Origin of the sequence: Neisseria sp. Ec49-e6-T10, from assembly GCF_051132615.1 — a bacterium.
Lineage (GTDB): Bacteria > Pseudomonadota > Gammaproteobacteria > Burkholderiales > Neisseriaceae.
In genome coordinates this window covers 522,521-538,857 of the sequence record NZ_CP152375.1, presented here as the reverse complement: position 1 = coordinate 538,857, position 16,337 = coordinate 522,521, and the positions used below count along the sequence as shown (strand labels likewise).

At 33.9% G+C, this 16,337-nt stretch carries 20 protein-coding genes and 2 tRNA genes; 14 read left to right on the top strand and 8 right to left on the bottom strand.

The window, feature by feature from the left end; genetic code table 11:
- Nucleotides 1–317: 317 nt before the first annotated feature.
- From AADH04_RS02680 to AADH04_RS02665, 4 genes are all read left to right on the top strand, one after another.
- Nucleotides 318–953, top strand: a complete 636-nt coding sequence (locus AADH04_RS02680) for a TetR/AcrR family transcriptional regulator (protein WP_434778711.1) — start codon at nt 318–320, stop codon at nt 951–953.
- A gap of 3 nt (nt 954–956) precedes the next feature.
- Nucleotides 957–1,763, top strand: a complete 807-nt coding sequence (locus AADH04_RS02675) for a CPBP family intramembrane glutamic endopeptidase (RefSeq protein WP_434778710.1) — start codon at nt 957–959, stop codon at nt 1,761–1,763.
- A 47-nt stretch (nt 1,764–1,810) separates the two neighbouring features.
- Nucleotides 1,811–2,575, top strand: a complete 765-nt coding sequence (locus tag AADH04_RS02670) for a MipA/OmpV family protein (RefSeq protein WP_434778709.1) — start codon at nt 1,811–1,813, stop codon at nt 2,573–2,575.
- Between the two features lie 92 nt (nt 2,576–2,667).
- Nucleotides 2,668–2,910 carry a hypothetical protein gene (locus tag AADH04_RS02665; RefSeq protein ID WP_434778708.1) on the top strand — a complete coding sequence of 81 codons (243 nt, stop codon included), beginning with the start codon at nt 2,668–2,670 and terminating at the stop codon, nt 2,908–2,910.
- Nucleotides 2,911–3,021: 111 nt separating this feature from the next.
- Here AADH04_RS02665 and AADH04_RS02660 read toward each other — a convergent pair whose 3' ends face one another.
- Nucleotides 3,022–3,801 carry an NAD(P)H-dependent oxidoreductase gene (locus tag AADH04_RS02660; protein ID WP_434778707.1) on the bottom strand — a complete coding sequence of 260 codons (780 nt, stop codon included), beginning with the start codon at nt 3,799–3,801 and terminating at the stop codon, nt 3,022–3,024.
- Nucleotides 3,802–3,905: 104 nt separating this feature from the next.
- On the opposite strand from AADH04_RS02660, the gene AADH04_RS02655 reads away from it, so the two are divergent.
- The 4 genes from AADH04_RS02655 (at nt 3,906) to AADH04_RS02640 (ending at nt 6,206) form a co-directional block, all read left to right on the top strand.
- Entirely contained in the window at nt 3,906–4,817 is a 912-nt protein-coding gene (locus AADH04_RS02655; RefSeq protein ID WP_434778706.1) for a LysR family transcriptional regulator, read from the top strand.
- Between the two features lie 363 nt (nt 4,818–5,180).
- Nucleotides 5,181–5,254, top strand: a tRNA-Cys gene (locus AADH04_RS02650).
- Nucleotides 5,255–5,276: 22 nt separating this feature from the next.
- Nucleotides 5,277–5,367: transfer RNA gene (locus AADH04_RS02645), tRNA-Leu, on the top strand.
- A 170-nt stretch (nt 5,368–5,537) separates the two neighbouring features.
- Nucleotides 5,538–6,206: a hypothetical protein gene (locus AADH04_RS02640; RefSeq protein WP_434778705.1), complete on the top strand. Its 669-nt coding sequence runs from the start codon at nt 5,538–5,540 to the stop codon at nt 6,204–6,206.
- A 142-nt stretch (nt 6,207–6,348) separates the two neighbouring features.
- Here AADH04_RS02640 and AADH04_RS02635 read toward each other — a convergent pair whose 3' ends face one another.
- Complete coding sequence (locus AADH04_RS02635; protein WP_434778704.1) at nt 6,349–6,675, bottom strand: hypothetical protein; 327 nt, start codon at nt 6,673–6,675, stop codon at nt 6,349–6,351.
- A gap of 157 nt (nt 6,676–6,832) precedes the next feature.
- Complete coding sequence (locus AADH04_RS02630; protein WP_434778703.1) at nt 6,833–7,387, bottom strand: hypothetical protein; 555 nt, start codon at nt 7,385–7,387, stop codon at nt 6,833–6,835.
- Nucleotides 7,388–7,948: 561 nt separating this feature from the next.
- Between AADH04_RS02630 and AADH04_RS02625 the strand changes: the two genes are divergently transcribed.
- The 3 genes from AADH04_RS02625 to AADH04_RS02615 all read left to right on the top strand — a co-directional run bounded on the left by AADH04_RS02625 (nt 7,949) and on the right by AADH04_RS02615 (nt 10,923).
- Nucleotides 7,949–8,593: a hypothetical protein gene (locus tag AADH04_RS02625; RefSeq protein WP_434778702.1), complete on the top strand. Its 645-nt coding sequence runs from the start codon at nt 7,949–7,951 to the stop codon at nt 8,591–8,593.
- Nucleotide 8,594: 1 nt separating this feature from the next.
- Nucleotides 8,595–10,001, top strand: a complete 1,407-nt coding sequence (locus tag AADH04_RS02620) for a zincin-like metallopeptidase domain-containing protein (RefSeq protein WP_434778701.1) — start codon at nt 8,595–8,597, stop codon at nt 9,999–10,001.
- A 601-nt stretch (nt 10,002–10,602) separates the two neighbouring features.
- The gene (locus tag AADH04_RS02615) at nt 10,603–10,923 is read left to right on the top strand and encodes an antibiotic biosynthesis monooxygenase family protein (RefSeq protein ID WP_434778700.1); all 321 of its coding nucleotides are present in this window, start codon (nt 10,603–10,605) and stop codon (nt 10,921–10,923) included.
- Between the two features lie 280 nt (nt 10,924–11,203).
- Here AADH04_RS02615 and AADH04_RS02610 read toward each other — a convergent pair whose 3' ends face one another.
- The 3 genes from AADH04_RS02610 to AADH04_RS02600 form a co-directional block, all read right to left on the bottom strand.
- Nucleotides 11,204–11,728: an iron transporter gene (locus tag AADH04_RS02610; RefSeq protein WP_434778699.1), complete on the bottom strand. Its 525-nt coding sequence runs from the start codon at nt 11,726–11,728 to the stop codon at nt 11,204–11,206.
- 86 nt (nt 11,729–11,814) lie between these two features.
- On the bottom strand, nt 11,815–12,237 hold the full coding sequence (locus AADH04_RS02605; protein ID WP_434778698.1) for a hypothetical protein: 423 nt from the start codon (nt 12,235–12,237) through the stop codon (nt 11,815–11,817).
- 121 nt (nt 12,238–12,358) lie between these two features.
- Nucleotides 12,359–13,249, bottom strand: coding sequence for a DMT family transporter (locus tag AADH04_RS02600; RefSeq protein ID WP_434778697.1), 891 nt, complete (start codon nt 13,247–13,249; stop codon nt 12,359–12,361).
- A gap of 125 nt (nt 13,250–13,374) precedes the next feature.
- Between AADH04_RS02600 and AADH04_RS02595 the strand changes: the two genes are divergently transcribed.
- Nucleotides 13,375–14,166, top strand: a complete 792-nt coding sequence (locus tag AADH04_RS02595) for an AraC family transcriptional regulator (protein ID WP_434778696.1) — start codon at nt 13,375–13,377, stop codon at nt 14,164–14,166.
- 154 nt (nt 14,167–14,320) lie between these two features.
- Here the strand turns inward: AADH04_RS02595 and AADH04_RS02590 are convergent, their stop codons facing one another.
- Nucleotides 14,321–14,584: a hypothetical protein gene (locus AADH04_RS02590; RefSeq protein WP_434778695.1), complete on the bottom strand. Its 264-nt coding sequence runs from the start codon at nt 14,582–14,584 to the stop codon at nt 14,321–14,323.
- A 74-nt stretch (nt 14,585–14,658) separates the two neighbouring features.
- Entirely contained in the window at nt 14,659–15,171 is a 513-nt protein-coding gene (locus AADH04_RS02585) for a thermonuclease family protein (protein ID WP_434778694.1), read from the bottom strand.
- A gap of 86 nt (nt 15,172–15,257) precedes the next feature.
- Here AADH04_RS02585 and AADH04_RS02580 point away from each other — a divergent pair, with 86 nt between their 5' ends.
- A complete protein-coding gene (locus AADH04_RS02580; RefSeq protein ID WP_434778693.1) occupies nt 15,258–15,497 on the top strand; it encodes a hypothetical protein in 240 nt (79 codons plus the stop codon).
- A gap of 205 nt (nt 15,498–15,702) precedes the next feature.
- Entirely contained in the window at nt 15,703–16,281 is a 579-nt protein-coding gene (locus tag AADH04_RS02575; protein ID WP_434778692.1) for a DUF2939 domain-containing protein, read from the top strand.
- Nucleotides 16,282–16,337: the final 56 nt, after the last annotated feature.

Genomic DNA, 16,337 nt, shown 5'->3' with positions numbered 1-16,337 from the left:
TATTATTGATGATTTTTAATATCTTCTTCCAATAGTCGTCCTGCCATTTGAGCCTCTGGCGTACCAACCCTATCATTTAAAATGGATGCAAAATGACGCATTTAATAGTTTGTTTAATTTATTTAATAGTTTTTATAGATATAAAACATTAAATAAAAATATGTCATATTGTGCGATTATACCTGGCTCAATCAAATTTAAAATTTTTCTGGGTTAACTTCTGTTTTGAGCAAATATTGAAAAAAATAATTGACCGACCGTCAGTCTATAAGGTATGATTGTTCAAATTAAATGATTTTTAGGTGGGGTAGGAATTCATGAGAATAGTTAAAGCGCCAGATGTTCGTCGGGCAGAAATTATGGCGGTAGCCAATAAGTTATTTCAAATGAAAGGTTACACAAAAACATCTGTAGATGAAATCGTTCGCGAAGCACAGATCGCAAAAGGAACCTTCTATTATTATTTTAAATCCAAGGAAGAAATACTTGATGCACTCACTGAGCAGCTAGTTATCGATATGGCCGAGGGCTCCGAACAAATTGTACATAATGAACATTTAAATGCAATTGACAAAATTTGTGCCATTCTGTCTCAACAAAAGAGCTTAACTACTGAAAAACAAAGCGTGGTTGATGGAATGCATTTACCAGAAAATAAAGCATTGCATGAACGTATTAATATAGAGACTGTACGTGTATTTGGACCAATTTTAGCCAAGGTGGTTGAGCAAGGTAATCAAGAAGGGGTATTTCAAGTTGAAGATCCATTAAGCACGGTTCAATTTATTTTAGCCGGTTCACAGTTTTTATTGGGACAAGGGATATTTAATTGGTCAATTCAAGAAGAACAAGCCAGAACTCAGGCTATGTTTACGCTTATTGAGCGAGCATTTGCGGCAAAACCAGGTTCTATTTTAACCGCTTTATCAGCTGGTTTGGCTTCAGGACAATAAATTATGATGTCATCTAAAATGAATCTTATTTATCGGCCTTTTCTGTTTTATTTTTTAGTCTATTTGCTCAGCTGGTCTTGTTGGTCATTTGCAGCCTATTATAGCTACCGGCCAGATAATAAAGTTGCAATGGTGGTGTGTGCATTATTGGGGTTATTAGGCCCATTTATTGCTGCCATTATGATGATATTTATTTCTGGTGACAAAAGAATTATTCAAGATTATCGTAGGCGTCTTTTTTCTGTCTCAAGCATTACTTGGAAAAGTTTATTATTTATTGTGTCTGCTATATTGCTTACATTAATTGTGGCAACAGTTATCTCTGTGCTATTTGGGTTTTCTGTTGAGCAGTTTAGATTTTCAAGTGGCTTTTTTGCTATGTTGCCAGTGGCAATTGTTGCTGCATTATTGGAGGAGCTAGGTTGGCGAACCTATGGGGTAGACAGCTTGCAATCAAATAAAAGCATGTTGAGTGCTACCTTATTGTTTGCTGTTTTGTGGGGTATTTGGCATATCCCATTGTTTTTTATCAATCAAACCTATCAGCAGGGCTTATATCAATTAGGCTGGCTTTATGTTGTGAATTTCTTTGTCAGTATTTTCCCTGCAGCCATTTTAGCCAACTGGTTTTATTATAAAAGCGCTCGTAGTATTCCAGCTGGTGTGTTTTTTCATTTTATGCTCGTTGCCACTGCCGAACTTTTCCAAACAGATCCACAAACCAAATGGATCATCACCATACTGTTGTTGGCTGTTTGTATCAGATTAATTGTGGTTGAGCGCTCATTTTTTTTGAATAGAATTGATTGATTGTTGTATTTAAAAGTTTAATTTTAACCAATAAGGGAATAAAAAGTATGAAACAAAATAAAAAAGCTTTGTTTTTAAAAGCTATGTGTATGTTAGCTTTTGGTATAATGTCTAGTAAGATCGTTTATGCTGAAGGTTTATCAATAGGGGGAGGGGTTTTATTTGAGGAACCAGCTTATCGTGATTATGATACTCAAATTTACCCTATGCCTGTCATTAATTATGATAGTCGATATTTCTTTTTTAAAGGTGCCAGCGCAGGTGTGTATGCTGTTCACACTGAAACCGACCAACTTTATGCACAAGTTGCTTATTTGCCAACACGCTTTAAAGCATCTAAAACTGATCATCAAGCGTTAAAGCAATTAGATGACCGCAAAGCGTCTGTGATGGCAGGTTTAGGGTACACGCATAAAGCTGGTTGGGGCAATATTCATACTCGAGCATTGGCTGATATTAGTGGCCACAGTAAGGGCGTTATTGCAGATGTTTCCTATGGCTATCCCTTTCAATTCGATAAATTTTATATCGAACCTAGCGTGGGGGTGCAATGGCAGAACAGTAAGCATAATAACTATTATTATGGCGTTAGCGATCAAGAGTCTCAACGTAGTGGCTTGAATCATTACAGTGCAAATAGCGGTTCGACACCTTACTTAGCAGTGAATGCACATTATTCCTTTTATAAAAACTGGCAAGCTTTTGTCACGGGCCGTTATACACGTTTGAGTAATTCAATTAAAGATAGTCCAATGACAGAAGGCTCATCAAGAAACATGATTGGGATTGGTATTCTATATCATTTTGATTAAACAATATGGCCAATTTAACCTCAGGGTTATTTTTGCTGATATTAAAATAACCCATTATTCGCTTTATTTCATTAATAAGGAGTTTAAATACAATGAAAAAAATAAAAGTTGAAAAATACATTAATAATGAATTAGATGAAACATTGACTATTCCTGTTGCTTTTATCAATATTTTGACGAGTATTTTACCAAAATCTGCTATTGAAGAATTGAATCAAGCAGGATTAGATTTTCAGTCAATGATTCAAGCAAGTAAACAAGGACAAAACTATCATGCTTCAACACAAGTTACTGAGAAGGGCATATCCAAACAAATTGTATTGACCTTGATTTAATGAATATTAAATTATTTTTTAGTAAAATAATCATTCAGATAAGATAAAGTCAGGCCTTATATTTAAGGCCTGACTTTATCTTAAAAGATATTGAATGTGATTGAATTCAATTCATTTTACAATATGGGTATTAAATCCAGCTTGTTCTGGCGCAATATCTGCACGTAAAGTTAAATCAGGGATCGTGTACATACCCGTATTTTGTGACCGAAAGGCAATAGGGGGTGTTTGCCAAAGTGTATCAAGACGTTCTCCTAGTTGATCACAAATCGTCAAAAATTTTTCTTCATCAATTTTACTGGTGTGATAAATAACAAATGGCGGTAGAACATCAAAACCTGGGTAATATAAAATACCGTGTTCAATTGGAAATAAAATATCTTCTATAGGACCATTAATTCCTCTGGGGCTGTAATGAGAAGGCCATCCTCCTGTGGTAACAAGCAACATAGCACGTTTACCCGCCATAATACCTTCTCCATAGCGGTCTCCCCAGTGATGATCAGAATGTTCTCCTACACCATAAGCAAAACCATAGGCATAAACACGATCAAACCAACCTTTTAAAATTGCGGGCATTGAAAACCACCATAAAGGGAATTGAAAAATAACCGTATCAGCCCAACGCAATTTATCTTGCTCTAAAGCAATATCTTCACGTTGTGTATTATGTTCAAAAGCATATTGAGAATCCAATGATGGGTTAAAACGAGTATTGGCGGGTCTATCAGGATAATCATCAATATCAAGCGTTGGTTTCCAGTTCATACTATATAAGTCAGATACTTGAACATGATGTCCTTTATTTTCAAGATGGTTGATTAAAAATTTTTTAATTGAGCCATTTAATGATTGTGGCTCAGGGTGAGCATAAACAAGTAATATCTTCATGGTTAATACGCTTTCTAAAGTTTAGGGGTATGTTGTTTGTACATTGCATCATAGCTTTAGAATAGGTATAGTTAAAATGAATTTAAAATATACTAGGTATTGTTATGAGTAATACATTAAGAAAATTAGATCTTAATTTATTGGTCACACTTGATACGCTGTTATTAGAACAAAACGTCACACGTGCGGCTGAACGTTTAAGTCTTTCTCAGCCATCAGTCAGTGTCCAGTTGGCAAAATTAAGGGAGATTTTTCAAGATCCTTTGCTTTTACCAGCAGCTAGAGGAATGCTGCCTACAGCCAGAGCAAGAGAATTGCACACACCATTAAGAGAAGCTTTATCTATGCTTGAGCGCACAATATTACCTGTTAGCTCTTTTGATCCAAGTACAGCGACACAAACATGGCAGGTAATGGCATCTGACTATAGTGAGTTGACCATTTTACTGTCTCTAATAAGTAAACTAAGCACTATTGCGCCAAATACACGTTTAGCAATACATGATTTGGTCCCTACAGATATTGTCAAACAAACAGAACAAGGCATCATTGATCTTGCTTTTCATATTCGTGAAGATGCACCAGATAATTTACATCAACGACTTATGTTTCAAGAAAGATCTGTTTTGGCTGGGCGTATTGGGCACCCGTTTTTGACAGCAAATTTAACCCTGTCACAATTTTGTCAACTTGAGTATGCGATTGTTTCGCCTGATGGCGGTGGTTTTCATGGGGTAGTGGATACGGAACTATCAAAATTGGGGCTAATGCGTCGGGTAGTTTTATCTGTCCCACATTTTCTATTTTTAATGAATGTGTTGGAAAATAGTGATCTTGTGGCTATATTACCTGCTCGTTTAGTACAAAATAACCATACCTTACAAATGATTGAACCACCTATTAACGTATCAGGGTTTGATATGTTGATGCTTTGGCATGAACGTGTGCATCGTGACCCCGCTCATCAGTGGTTACGTGAGCAAATTATTCAGTCATGTGTTCATCAGATGGAGTAAGATTTATTTGTTTATATTATGTTGCTGAGGATATTTAAAACCCAGTCACTACAATTAAGTTTGAGTGGTTGTTATTAGGTAAATAGAGCTAATAGGTAATTTTATTCGAAGCGGAAAAAATATTTTTTTACAATATGATGAAATTAGTATGTTATAAAACAAACACTTTTTAATTGATTTGATAAAAAAGGTGTTATAATTACTGGTTCTGAGCACAATTTATTTACTAGATCATTTGACAAGATACCGTTTTTTGTAGATAATGCCGTACACCAGCTAGAGCGGTAAACAAAAAATATTCATATTATCAAGAAGTTGTGTTTTAATACGAATTTTGTTTTTCGTTACATACGCCAAGAGTGTGGCGGGGTAGCAAAGTGGTTATGCAGCGGCCTGCAAAGCCGTGGACGCCGGTTCGATTCCGGCCTCCGCCTCCAAAGTTTTATTGTTTTTTGAGTAGCCCGGGTGGTGAAATAGGTAGACACAACGGACTTAAAATCCGTCGCTTATTAAAACGGGCGTGCCGGTTCGATTCCGGCTCCGGGCACCAAAAACAACGATGATATTATAGTGTTGTAGAATAAAATATAGCCTTTCATGTTTGAGAGGCTTTTTTTATCTTCATCCGTACACTCCAATCAAAATCAACCTAAATTCTCAGCAGCAATCAACAATATACTTATCTATAAATTTACATAAAAATATAAGGATTATTCATAAATGACAAGAAAGAGATTTGAGCAGCGTAAACTAAAAAAATGTCTAAAAAAAATACAGGGTATGCCTTTAGAAATGCAGCTTGATATGCTACTGGAAAATGGAGCTTGGGATGCTACAGAAGAAATTAATAAGTGTGTCACAGATTTAGAACAAATTATTAAATCAGGTCATGCAACAGGTAAACAGTTATATTTTTGTGGGAGTTGGTCTAGATTTTATAATGAACAAGATAAAGATAGTATCTATGGGAACTATTTAAATAAGGTTTTTCCTGAATATAAAGATGGCTTTGAAATGTTGTTTTGGCCTCCATCACACTTAAAATTCCTTTGTTTAGCCGCTAAAAAAAGATATGCACCAGCAATTTATCTTCTTAGTTGTTTTTACGATGAAACGGCCTATATTGATGGACATAGAGAAATAGCGGATAGACTGGTAAATATTGCGTGTAAAATGAATCACCCAGATGCTTTACGCCAACGGGCTTATATTGACTTCAAAGGAAATGATTTAATAAAAGAGTTACAGCGAGTAGCTGCTTTAGGTTCTTGTGATGCAAGTATGGATCTAGAACTTGCATATAAAAAAGGAAGTCTGTATAAATTAGCGGCTGTTAAAAAAAATCGACGACTTGCAAAATTTTATAACCGCAGGTTTTTTATGAAGTAGCCTTTGGGAGTCAAAATTCACTATACTATCTATCGAATGGCTGACTTTGATTTAAAACCTTAGTCAGTGGAAAGTCTTTGGACTTGTTATCCTTTATAGTCTGAGTATTATAATAAGAAGTTTTTGGTAGTTAACATCAAATCTAATCAGGCCAACTTCTAGCAAAAGAAATAAATATCCGTACAACTGGGGCAAGCAAAAGAACTAAAGCCAAAAAATAATAAATTTTATTTTTTTCTGAAAATAATGCGGATATGTTTATACCAACACCAAGAAACCAAGAGATCAAAAGAGAAATACCGAGCAAATTATTTAATAGCTCATGTAGTTCAATTTTAAAATAATCAAAAATGTTTAAAATTACAAATATAAAATAAGGAATAGCGGCAACCATCAATGGAAGGCTGAGCCTTTTGCTTCTTTCAATGTTTCCACTATTGCAAGGAGGTTTAAAATATTCTTTATCCATTATTAAATATTAGCACAAATTAAGAAGACTACATTAAATCACCTTCTGTAATTTATTTTATTGATGTTAAAGCCTATACAATAGCCTTCTGTGTGTTGTGAGTGAAGTGCTGATGTGAGATATATAAAAATTAAAAATTAAAAAAACCTAAATTGTATTAGTTTAGTTTATGTTTTAAATTATAACATTTGCATAAATATATTAAGCTGAAATGTATAATGATTGATAATAACAATGCATAAGGGATAGAATGAAACATATATCCTGGTATAAGAATCCTTGAATATTTTAGAGTAATACCATTTTTTCCAGATAAGTAAATGGATTCAGAGCGTTCGTCCTCTCCTTGGTATAAGACTTGAATTTCTTGAATACCCTCCATTTTTTCATGTACAGTGTACTTCCATTTTTCTGAGTCTTTTTCTATCTCTCCACTGTTTTTTTGCAAAAATAAACTTATATTTTGATTATTTTTCTGAAATTCTTCTACATTTATTAGAAGAACAGGAAAAATTTTATTTTCATCTGGTGACTCAAATAATATATAGAATTGTGAAAAAGGAGGTGTGTCTGAGTCAATATTTCTTGCGTTTATTATTGAAGTGATATGAGTGCCAATAAAAATCAGAACTAAAAAAGTAAATAGAGCAAACCAACTTGTACCTATTATACGTAGGAAGACATATACTATCTTTTTATAATGAAGATTCATTAAAATCCATGACTAAATATAATGTTTGTAAAACTTGTTATTTTATCTCATCTCAATTTTCTAATATTTTGAGATAAGCATATTGTAGATTACTGTTGAGAATTTGGCTTGATTTTGGTTAATATTTTGAACATGAGCAAAATTTGTGTGGGTAATAAATTGTAAAATTATTTGCTGACTTAACATCTAGCGCTTATTAAAATGGACATGCCAGTTTGATTCCAGCTCTGAATACAACAAACAACAATGGTTTAAATAGTGTTACAAAATAAAATCAGCCTTTCATATTTGAAAGGCTGATTTTATTTTTTTGTGTTTTTTAGTTTCGTCTGTACACATTTTATCAAATGTAAATTTGCGCTATAACACAGTTTTGTCTATCGCTAATATTTCAAAACATAAAACACTATTAATATAAATATATCTATGGTCAGCAGTATCCAAGCCGTGATTAAACCGCGTGCTCATGTTGCCGCTGTAATTGTCAAGAAATAAATCCATAGACAATAGGATTAAATCAACCTAAAATATGCAAATTAATTTATCAGATGGCATATTGTTATGTTCAAAAAAGTTATCCCTCTATTATTAGTATACCTATTAGGTTTGAATCAATTTGTTTTTGCTCAAGAAAAGCAAACCCCTCAATTATCAATCCGTACTATTGGCAACTTACGGTTTGTTTCAGGTACAGATGAGCAAGAAAAGCAGCTGGATGAGTTGATTGAAGAATGTTTCACCTTAATGGGCTATAAACATCGTGTCCTACGCGATTCTAAGCCTAGCTATACACATCCTCTCTATCCACATGTACAGATATGTAGTCGATATGGTCGGACACCTAAAGATAGAATTTGGTTCGATAAGGATATTTTAGGTGATTCCTTTACCAGTCAAAAAATAACAACAACAGAAGAAGTGGATAAACAATTAGAGGAAGTTTATAAAAAACTTTATCTTGTTATTAGACAAGCAGGGCTACTTGATGCTTTACGACCTAAAACACCTTATAGTTTTGCACAAGAATTTAGTAAATCTACAGGATTAATGGACTATTTAAATAAATATCTAAAACAGAATAATTATAACTTTGAACAGATTGAAGAAGAACAGTATAAATTCTTTGGGTCCAAAGAAAAAATGGAACAAGCACAGAGTGCTTTCTATGAAGAAAAAATGCGTGAATATGGGATAGGGGAAAAATAATATGTCTGATTATTTAAAAGAAGTGCTCATTAGACGGACTTATCCAGAGAATCAGCAATATCGCTCAGAAGAAGCCAGTGAAAATGGTATACAAGATGTTCATGGAAATACTCATAAAGTAGAGTTTGAGAAAGGCATTGTTAAAAACCCTCAGTTTAATGGTGACCCAAGAGTAGGGACCAGAAAAGAAATAGAAGAAGCAGGGTTTAAAATTATGGACGGTGCTGTACCTGAAAAAGGACTTAAACGAAGCGATTTGGCGGACTTAGAAAGGAAGTATGAACAGATAGCAGATTCAGGGGAAAACGAAAAGGAAAAAGAAAAAGCATTTAAAGCTGAAAAAGAAGCCTTATATGAAGATTATTATAACGGTAATCAAATAGAAAGCGGTAGAAAAGAGTTTAAGCTCTATATCAATGAATTTGATGTCTATGTATCAGAAGAACAAGAAAAACAGCTTAAACAGCTAGAAAGCATGGCAGAATCAATAGGTGTTGAGATTCACTACTTTGGTGATAAGAGATTGACTGCCACTGATTATGAAACCATTCACTTACCGACAAAAGAACATTTTGTTTCAGCAGATGCTTATATGCAAGTGTTGGCGCATGAGTTAATACATGCCACTAAAGATAAATCACCCCAATTTAATGATGAGACTATTCCAGAATCAAAGAAACAAGGTGATACAAATTATGTTGTTGATGAGTGGCGAGCTGAAGTAGGGTCTGTTTTACTTATGGATAAGCTAGGAATTAACTACAACTTAGACTTGAATGCCTATTATTTGAATAGTTGGTCCTCTGAAATGAAAGAGAATATCCCCGTTCGTAATCTCACAATTGAAGAGCGTTGGGATAAAATAGAACAGGCAGTAGATTCAGTTAATTTTTTATTGAAGAAATCTGGTTTAGAGCCAATGCTGTATACAGATGAAGAAATAGATAAGCTAAAAGAGATCAATAAAGCATATCCTAATTTACCTCGTTCATTATATGAAAAAGAACAAATATTAAATAATCCTGATATCAATAATGAAGTAAAGAATGTATACGATAAATTATATGAAGGATTAGCGCCCCCCATTTTAGAAAAAGCGGGAGATAAATGGGTCACACCGATGGTCACGGAAATAGCATATGCAAGCATCGCCAGAGGTCTGACAGCAGATAAAATCAAGCATCTGGGGATTAATGAAGAAAACGATGTGATTTATACGGTTGCAAAGAATTATTGGCCGTTTGCAACGGTTGATTCTACAAAAGTATCTAACGTGAACGCAGGCGAGCGTTTACAAGAAGCTAGTCAAATATACAGCGATTTAATTCAAGAACTCGAACAAAAACAGCTAGAAAGACAGTTACAATTAGCGCAACAACAAGAACGTAGCGGACGTGGTTTGGGATAAAATTTTGTGGTATGCAAAAATCGTTAGTTTGTGCAATTTTGTAAACTGCAATAATTTATTGGAAGCTGTATTAATAAAAATAGTATAAAAATAATTAAAACCCACCTAGAAAAACGAACCTAGATGGGCTGATATCACGTAAGAATAAGTATCTTAGCATTTAATATTTCAAATAGATAGTTTAGTTTTTTTATCTAATTAATAGCTTTTTAAAAACGAAGATGAAACGAGAATACATTTAATTTATCGAATACAGTTGGTTGCATGAATTTCCTGTTCTTAAATTGACTGAAATTTGCAGGTGAGTTTTTTCTGTTTAAAAGATAAGCCTTTAGCTGTTAATTGAAAATAAAGAGCTATTTTAGGCATCCATTTATAATTTACAGCAGGGCTTATATCTTGTATCTTTTTTATTTTTAACTCATTGACTAATAAATTATATCCTCTACATATCATAATATCTTATTGCCTGAAAAAGTACTAAGAGAATTTTTAATAACAAAAAATAAGCAAAAATTAATGGTGTTTGTCTTTAATGATTAAAATAATTATATAATATCTTGTATTTTTCTAGATTTGTTAAATATATTTAGGATATATCATGATCGCAAATACGCCTAAAGTTCCTTACTATGCTGTTATATTTACCTCTATTAGAACATCCGAAGAAAATGGCTATTCTGCTGAGGCGATAAGGATGTTTGAATTGGTTTCTGAACAAGATGGTTTTTTAGGAGTCGAATCTGCAAGGGAAGGGATTGGCATCACTGTTTCTTATTGGCGTGATTTAGAGTCGATAAAGAAATGGAAAGAAAATTTTGAACATTCACTCATTAGAGATAGGGGAAGAGCTCAATGGTATCAATCATTTAAAGTACGTATTGCTTTAGTTGAACGAGATTATCAGTTTGAGAAGCAATAATAGAATTTTTGGCATTATTTTATGTTAAATTAACCCATTTAACTACCAATTAAAAATCTTTTTAAGGTAAGCATTTTTTGTTTTAACCAATTGTTTCTATTTTTAAAAATAGAATAGATGTCTTGAAAATATTGTGGCAGCTCCTAAAACAATCTCTTTCCTTTTTAATTTTTGCTGCTACATGTATTATTTTTTCATGAGACCTTTTTCCTATTCTATGCCGAGGGCTGGTAAATAAAATAAACACAAGCTCTTAACTTTACGGCATAGATATATTTTATTATTTTATTTCTTTGCTTGGGTATGTAAAGGTCCATGAAACACTAAAAGGCTGCCACCAGATTGGTACGCCTGTATCTTTGTCCGTGTGTCGAATAAAACCATTTACAGATGGTGGTTCTATTGTATAGGTGGCTTTATATTGACCTGGGCCAGCCATAGAGAAATTATTAGCGTAATGTGGTCCGTCAATGGCTTGCATATTTGCTAATGTTTTTAGCTCTTTATAGTTACTACCTAGTTTTTCCATTTTTAGTTTAATGTTTAAATAGGGAATCCAAGCATTCTCAGGATAGCCATGTTTATTATTTTTTGAAGCATGAATATCGAGTTCTATGTGAATAGCGCTGGGGTCTGTGGACATACCTTTTGGATGGCCATCCATTGTTACACCTAATAGATAGGCAGGGGAGATATTCATGCCATTTTTCTCAATATTATTTCCCATATAATATTCTGTTGCGAAAACAAAAGGAGAGAGTATTGTTAATGTGCTGATGAAACAAATATTATTTAGAAATTTCATTACAGGTTCCTTTAATAAAAATGATAATCATTATCGCTTTTATGGTAGCCCTATCTTAAGATAAGTGCAAGCATATTTATTAAAGGTTATTTGATTTCATGGATGAAACAACCATGTTTTCTAAGCTGCTCTTTAGCCTTTGCTATTTGTCCTTGTGTTGGGGATTTTCCTGAATGATACTTGATGATTAAATCAACTAAATTGCGTTTTGTTGTGTATTCAGAGTGATGTAATTGGGTGTAGGCATCATATATTTTTGAAGAAAAAATTAATTTATCGTAGGGTAGATATTCGTCATCTAAGGTAAAGAAAAAGGTAGGAATGAAATTTCCATTGGGTAAAATACAATATGTTAATTCCATATCAGGAGTAAAAATATCTTGTTCTTTTTGTAATGTGGCGTGAATTTCTCCCCAGTTGTTGGTTTGGCAAATAGACATATTTTCCTTACTCAAAACTATTTGAGCCTGAGCTAGGGAGAACAACAGTAGTAGGAGTAGTTTTTTCATGGCGTAATTCTAGCATGTGTTTCTATCCATAGAAAAATAGAATATGCTAGAAAACTCTTGGATATTATATGAAAAACATACTTAGCCTGATGATAAGTCTAGGTGAATTGTATTTTCAGGGTTAAGCAATGATTTTTTTATTTTTCCTTGATGGTAGCTGTAATCGCTGTGCGATAGCAACACCAATCAAGGTCAGTATCCCTCCAATAAGGTGGTAACTGTGTAGTGACTCGTGCAGAAAAAAGATAGAAATAATTGCGGTAAAAATAGGCGTTAGATTCATAAATAATGCTGTTTTACTGGCACCTAATTTGATGACACCTTGAATCCATACAAATGGTGCAATAATAGATGCTGGGATACCTGCATATATTACTAACCAGATATTATGAGTGTTCAGCGATATATTGTGAGTGAATAAAAATTCAGGAAATAATAGTAATACGCCAAAAATAATTTGCATGTACAAAGATTGCCAGTTGGATACGGGAATTGACCAGTGTTTAGTTAAAACACCATAGAGCGCATAAGCTATTGCTGCGATCAGCATCATTAATTCACCTTTGCCAACGCCTGATTGTACTAATATCATTGGGTGCCCACCACTAATTAGCCAGACAATGCCAATAAAGGATAAGATACTACCAATTAAGATTCTGATTGTTGGTGGAGACTTTAAAATAAAGATGCTCAATAATACGGTTAATAATGGAATAATTGAGACAAAAATACCGATGGTTAAAGCACTGATGGTATAAGCTGCATAGTAAGCTAAGCTTTGATAAAGTGCCATACCTAATAAACCAAGGATCAGGAATTTAAACAAATGTGGTTTAACATCGTGCCAATGACTAATAATTCTCGGTAATACAAAAGGTGTTAATACCAATAAAGCCAACAACCAACGGTAAAAAGAAATAGCAGCTGGATCAATAGCGCCAGCTGATAGTTTATTCACAATGGCATTCACTGCCCAGATCAAAACTGCTAATAATGGATACAAAAAAGCCATAATAATATAGATTTCACAAAGAGTTTATTCCAGCGGTGAGTATAATATGTCTTAACTAATGTAAATAACGAATATCAGACAATTTATAGTATAATTCTGACAACTTTCATGTTGTAGGTGTTTATATGGTCAAAGAACAGCGAATTGCTTCTTCAGAGTCATACCCTAATAGCATTCTATTTTTTCGTTGTGAGGAGGTCAATGCGAATACAGAATACCTTGTTCACGCTCATAATTGGGGGCAGATAATTTGTGTGAAATCGGGTGTTTTTGTTTTAAGTATAGATGGGCAACGTTTTGTGGCTCCTTCAGGTTTTGCTTTATGGATACCGCCAGAAGTAGAACATGCCAGCCATAATGATAAGCCTACTTGGTTTCGTTCGATCAATATTAATGCTCATTTTTGTCAAGGAATGCCTAAACTGCCTTGTTTGTTGGGTTTGAGTATGATTACATATGCCATTATTGAGTCTTTTTTTAAACGAAATATCATGGTGCCAAGTACGGAGCAAGATCAACGCCTTTGTCAGGTCTTAATTGATCAGCTGCAAGCTGAGCCACTTCAACATAATTATTTACCTAGTAGTGCCGATAAATATTTGTCACCAATTCTTAGTGCCTTAGAAGAGAACCCGACTGACAATACAACTTTGGCTCAATGGGCTAAAAAAGTGTATACCACTGAGCGTACTCTTGCTCGCCGTTGTCAAAAAGAACTGGGCATGTCATTTCGTGAGTGGCGACAACGTCTGCGTTTTGTTCATAGTGTTTTTTTGTTAGAGCAAGGAAAAACAGTACAAAATATTGCATTTGATTTGGGCTATAGCTCAACTTCAGCTTTTATTACTATGTTTCGGCAAATTGCCGGTGTCACTCCTGAATATTACCGTCATCAGTCAAGTGACAATAGCTTTTGATGTTTTTGTGCAATATTCAATTTGTTTGAAATTTTTCGAAATGGTGTTGCAAGTTCACTGTGATATCATGAAAGTAGGTTAATCAATGTCGTTGTAAAAGCAGGCAATGGTATAAATATAAATTTCTACAGTTGGAGCGCAGAGTTCTTATTATTTAATCTACTATATAGCCATTTTTTCGCATTTGTTCCTTGGCTTCCTCTATTTGTTCAAATGTAGGGTATTGTCCTGAGTATTGATCGAACAAATGTTTGAGTCGGTCATTTTTTGCATACTTAAGTTGATGGGGGTAGTAGTAATTACCATCAGGTAGAACACAAATAGGAAAAGATTCTAGATCGTTATAATATCGAATTTTTCTTTTAACAATTAATTCTGCCCAATTATTGTCTGTGCAAACGGTCGTTGGGGGAGGCATGATCCGATACGCGTTGGCTTGAAAACAGGAAAATATCAAACAAACTAAGAGTATCTTTTTCATTTTTTCACTTTCTATTTTCTCCATTCCCAAGGTGGAATAGGATTAGTATCAGCCCATAGACCACGTTTGGCTTGCTTTGCTTCTTCTTGAGCTTGTTGGTATTCTGGGTTCTCTCCATAAGATTTATCGAACCAAGCATGACCTTGTTGAATCATCGAAAGATTTCGATCAAACTTGCATCCACAATCATCAGATACGTTCATTGGGTCTCCTTCTGGGTAGCAGGAGCACATATTCATCGTATATATTGTTCCAAGTGTTCTTTGATATTTGTCTATGCCATGTGTTTCAATATCTATGTGTCGATTAAGGTAGTGCGAAGTTAAAGAGTGTTTAGCTTCCTGACTAAAAGCTTGCCCTAAATCAGGTGCATCAATTTGATATAACTTAACTTCAACTGGTTCGTTGTTCGCTTTTTTGCAAACAATATTATTACTATCAATAACATTTGTCACTTTACACTGAATCGTTTCAGCCTGAGCAAAAGATAAAAATAGTAGTGAAAATAGGATTCGTTTTTTCATGGTGTCATTCTAGCATAAACCATCAAAATGAACTTATTTGGTCTTTGTTTGTCAATATAATCGTACACTTATATTAAAATACAAAAATGAAACATGCGCCATTAGAACATCCTGAATCTATATTTTTATTAATGAACCTTATCTTTGCTTGTTTAGGCCTTTGGTTATATAAGATCATTTATGGAAAAGATCGTTTTTCTGAACATAATAGATTTTGGATTATATATTCTGCTATTTGGTTGATCGGTACTGTCATTACAGCCTTATTTCTGATTGAACACTTTCATTTGTTTCCACAGATTTTCTATTTTGGTACTCATGCATAGCCAGAGCCAAGATTTCCAAAAACTTTCTTAAATAAAAAACTTAATTAAAGCTTAATTGTCTTTTATTTTCATGCGTGCTCATCTTAATTTGAAGATAAGAAGAAAGCCATTATAATAAGTATCTAATCAAAGTAGATAAAGATGTGATTGAGGTATTTTGATCAAATATCTATTTGAAATTTTATTGATACATTAAAGGTAAAACATGAAAAAAATCTTAGTCACAGTCTTTGTCATTATTTTATTTGCAATCGGGTATATATATGCAACACCTTATTTAGTGATGAAAAATATTAGAGAAGAAGTTGTAGCGCAGAATATCGATGGATTATCTCAATATATTGATTATGATAGTGTGCGGACTCATTTGGGTAAACAGTTAAAAACAGCGATTACGGCTCAGTTTGTTAGTGCCCCAGAAATGCAAAATAATCCTTTTTCTGATTTTGCCATGGTGATGATTCCAGGATTGGTTGATCGATTGACCGAAGTTTTAATTTCTCCAGAGGCAATTGGGGCATTATTTAAAGGTGAAAATGTGAAGAAAATAGCTGAGCATCAGCCAACTATTACACCACCTTCAGCTGAACAGTCTTCTGAAAACAATTACTCTGGTTTTGGTGCTAAATGGAATCAGGCCAAAACAGGTTATGAAAGCTTTAGCTGGTTTGTTGTAGAGATTCCCAATGATGAAGGAAAAGTGGTGAAATTTAGGTTTAGACGTGAAGGGCTTATTGAGTGGAAATTAAATGAAATTGTTCTCCCTTTTGATTTTTTGAATTAGTTTACTGTGAACGTGGGCTTTAAATGCGGTGAGTTGCTGATTTATAAAAGAAAGTG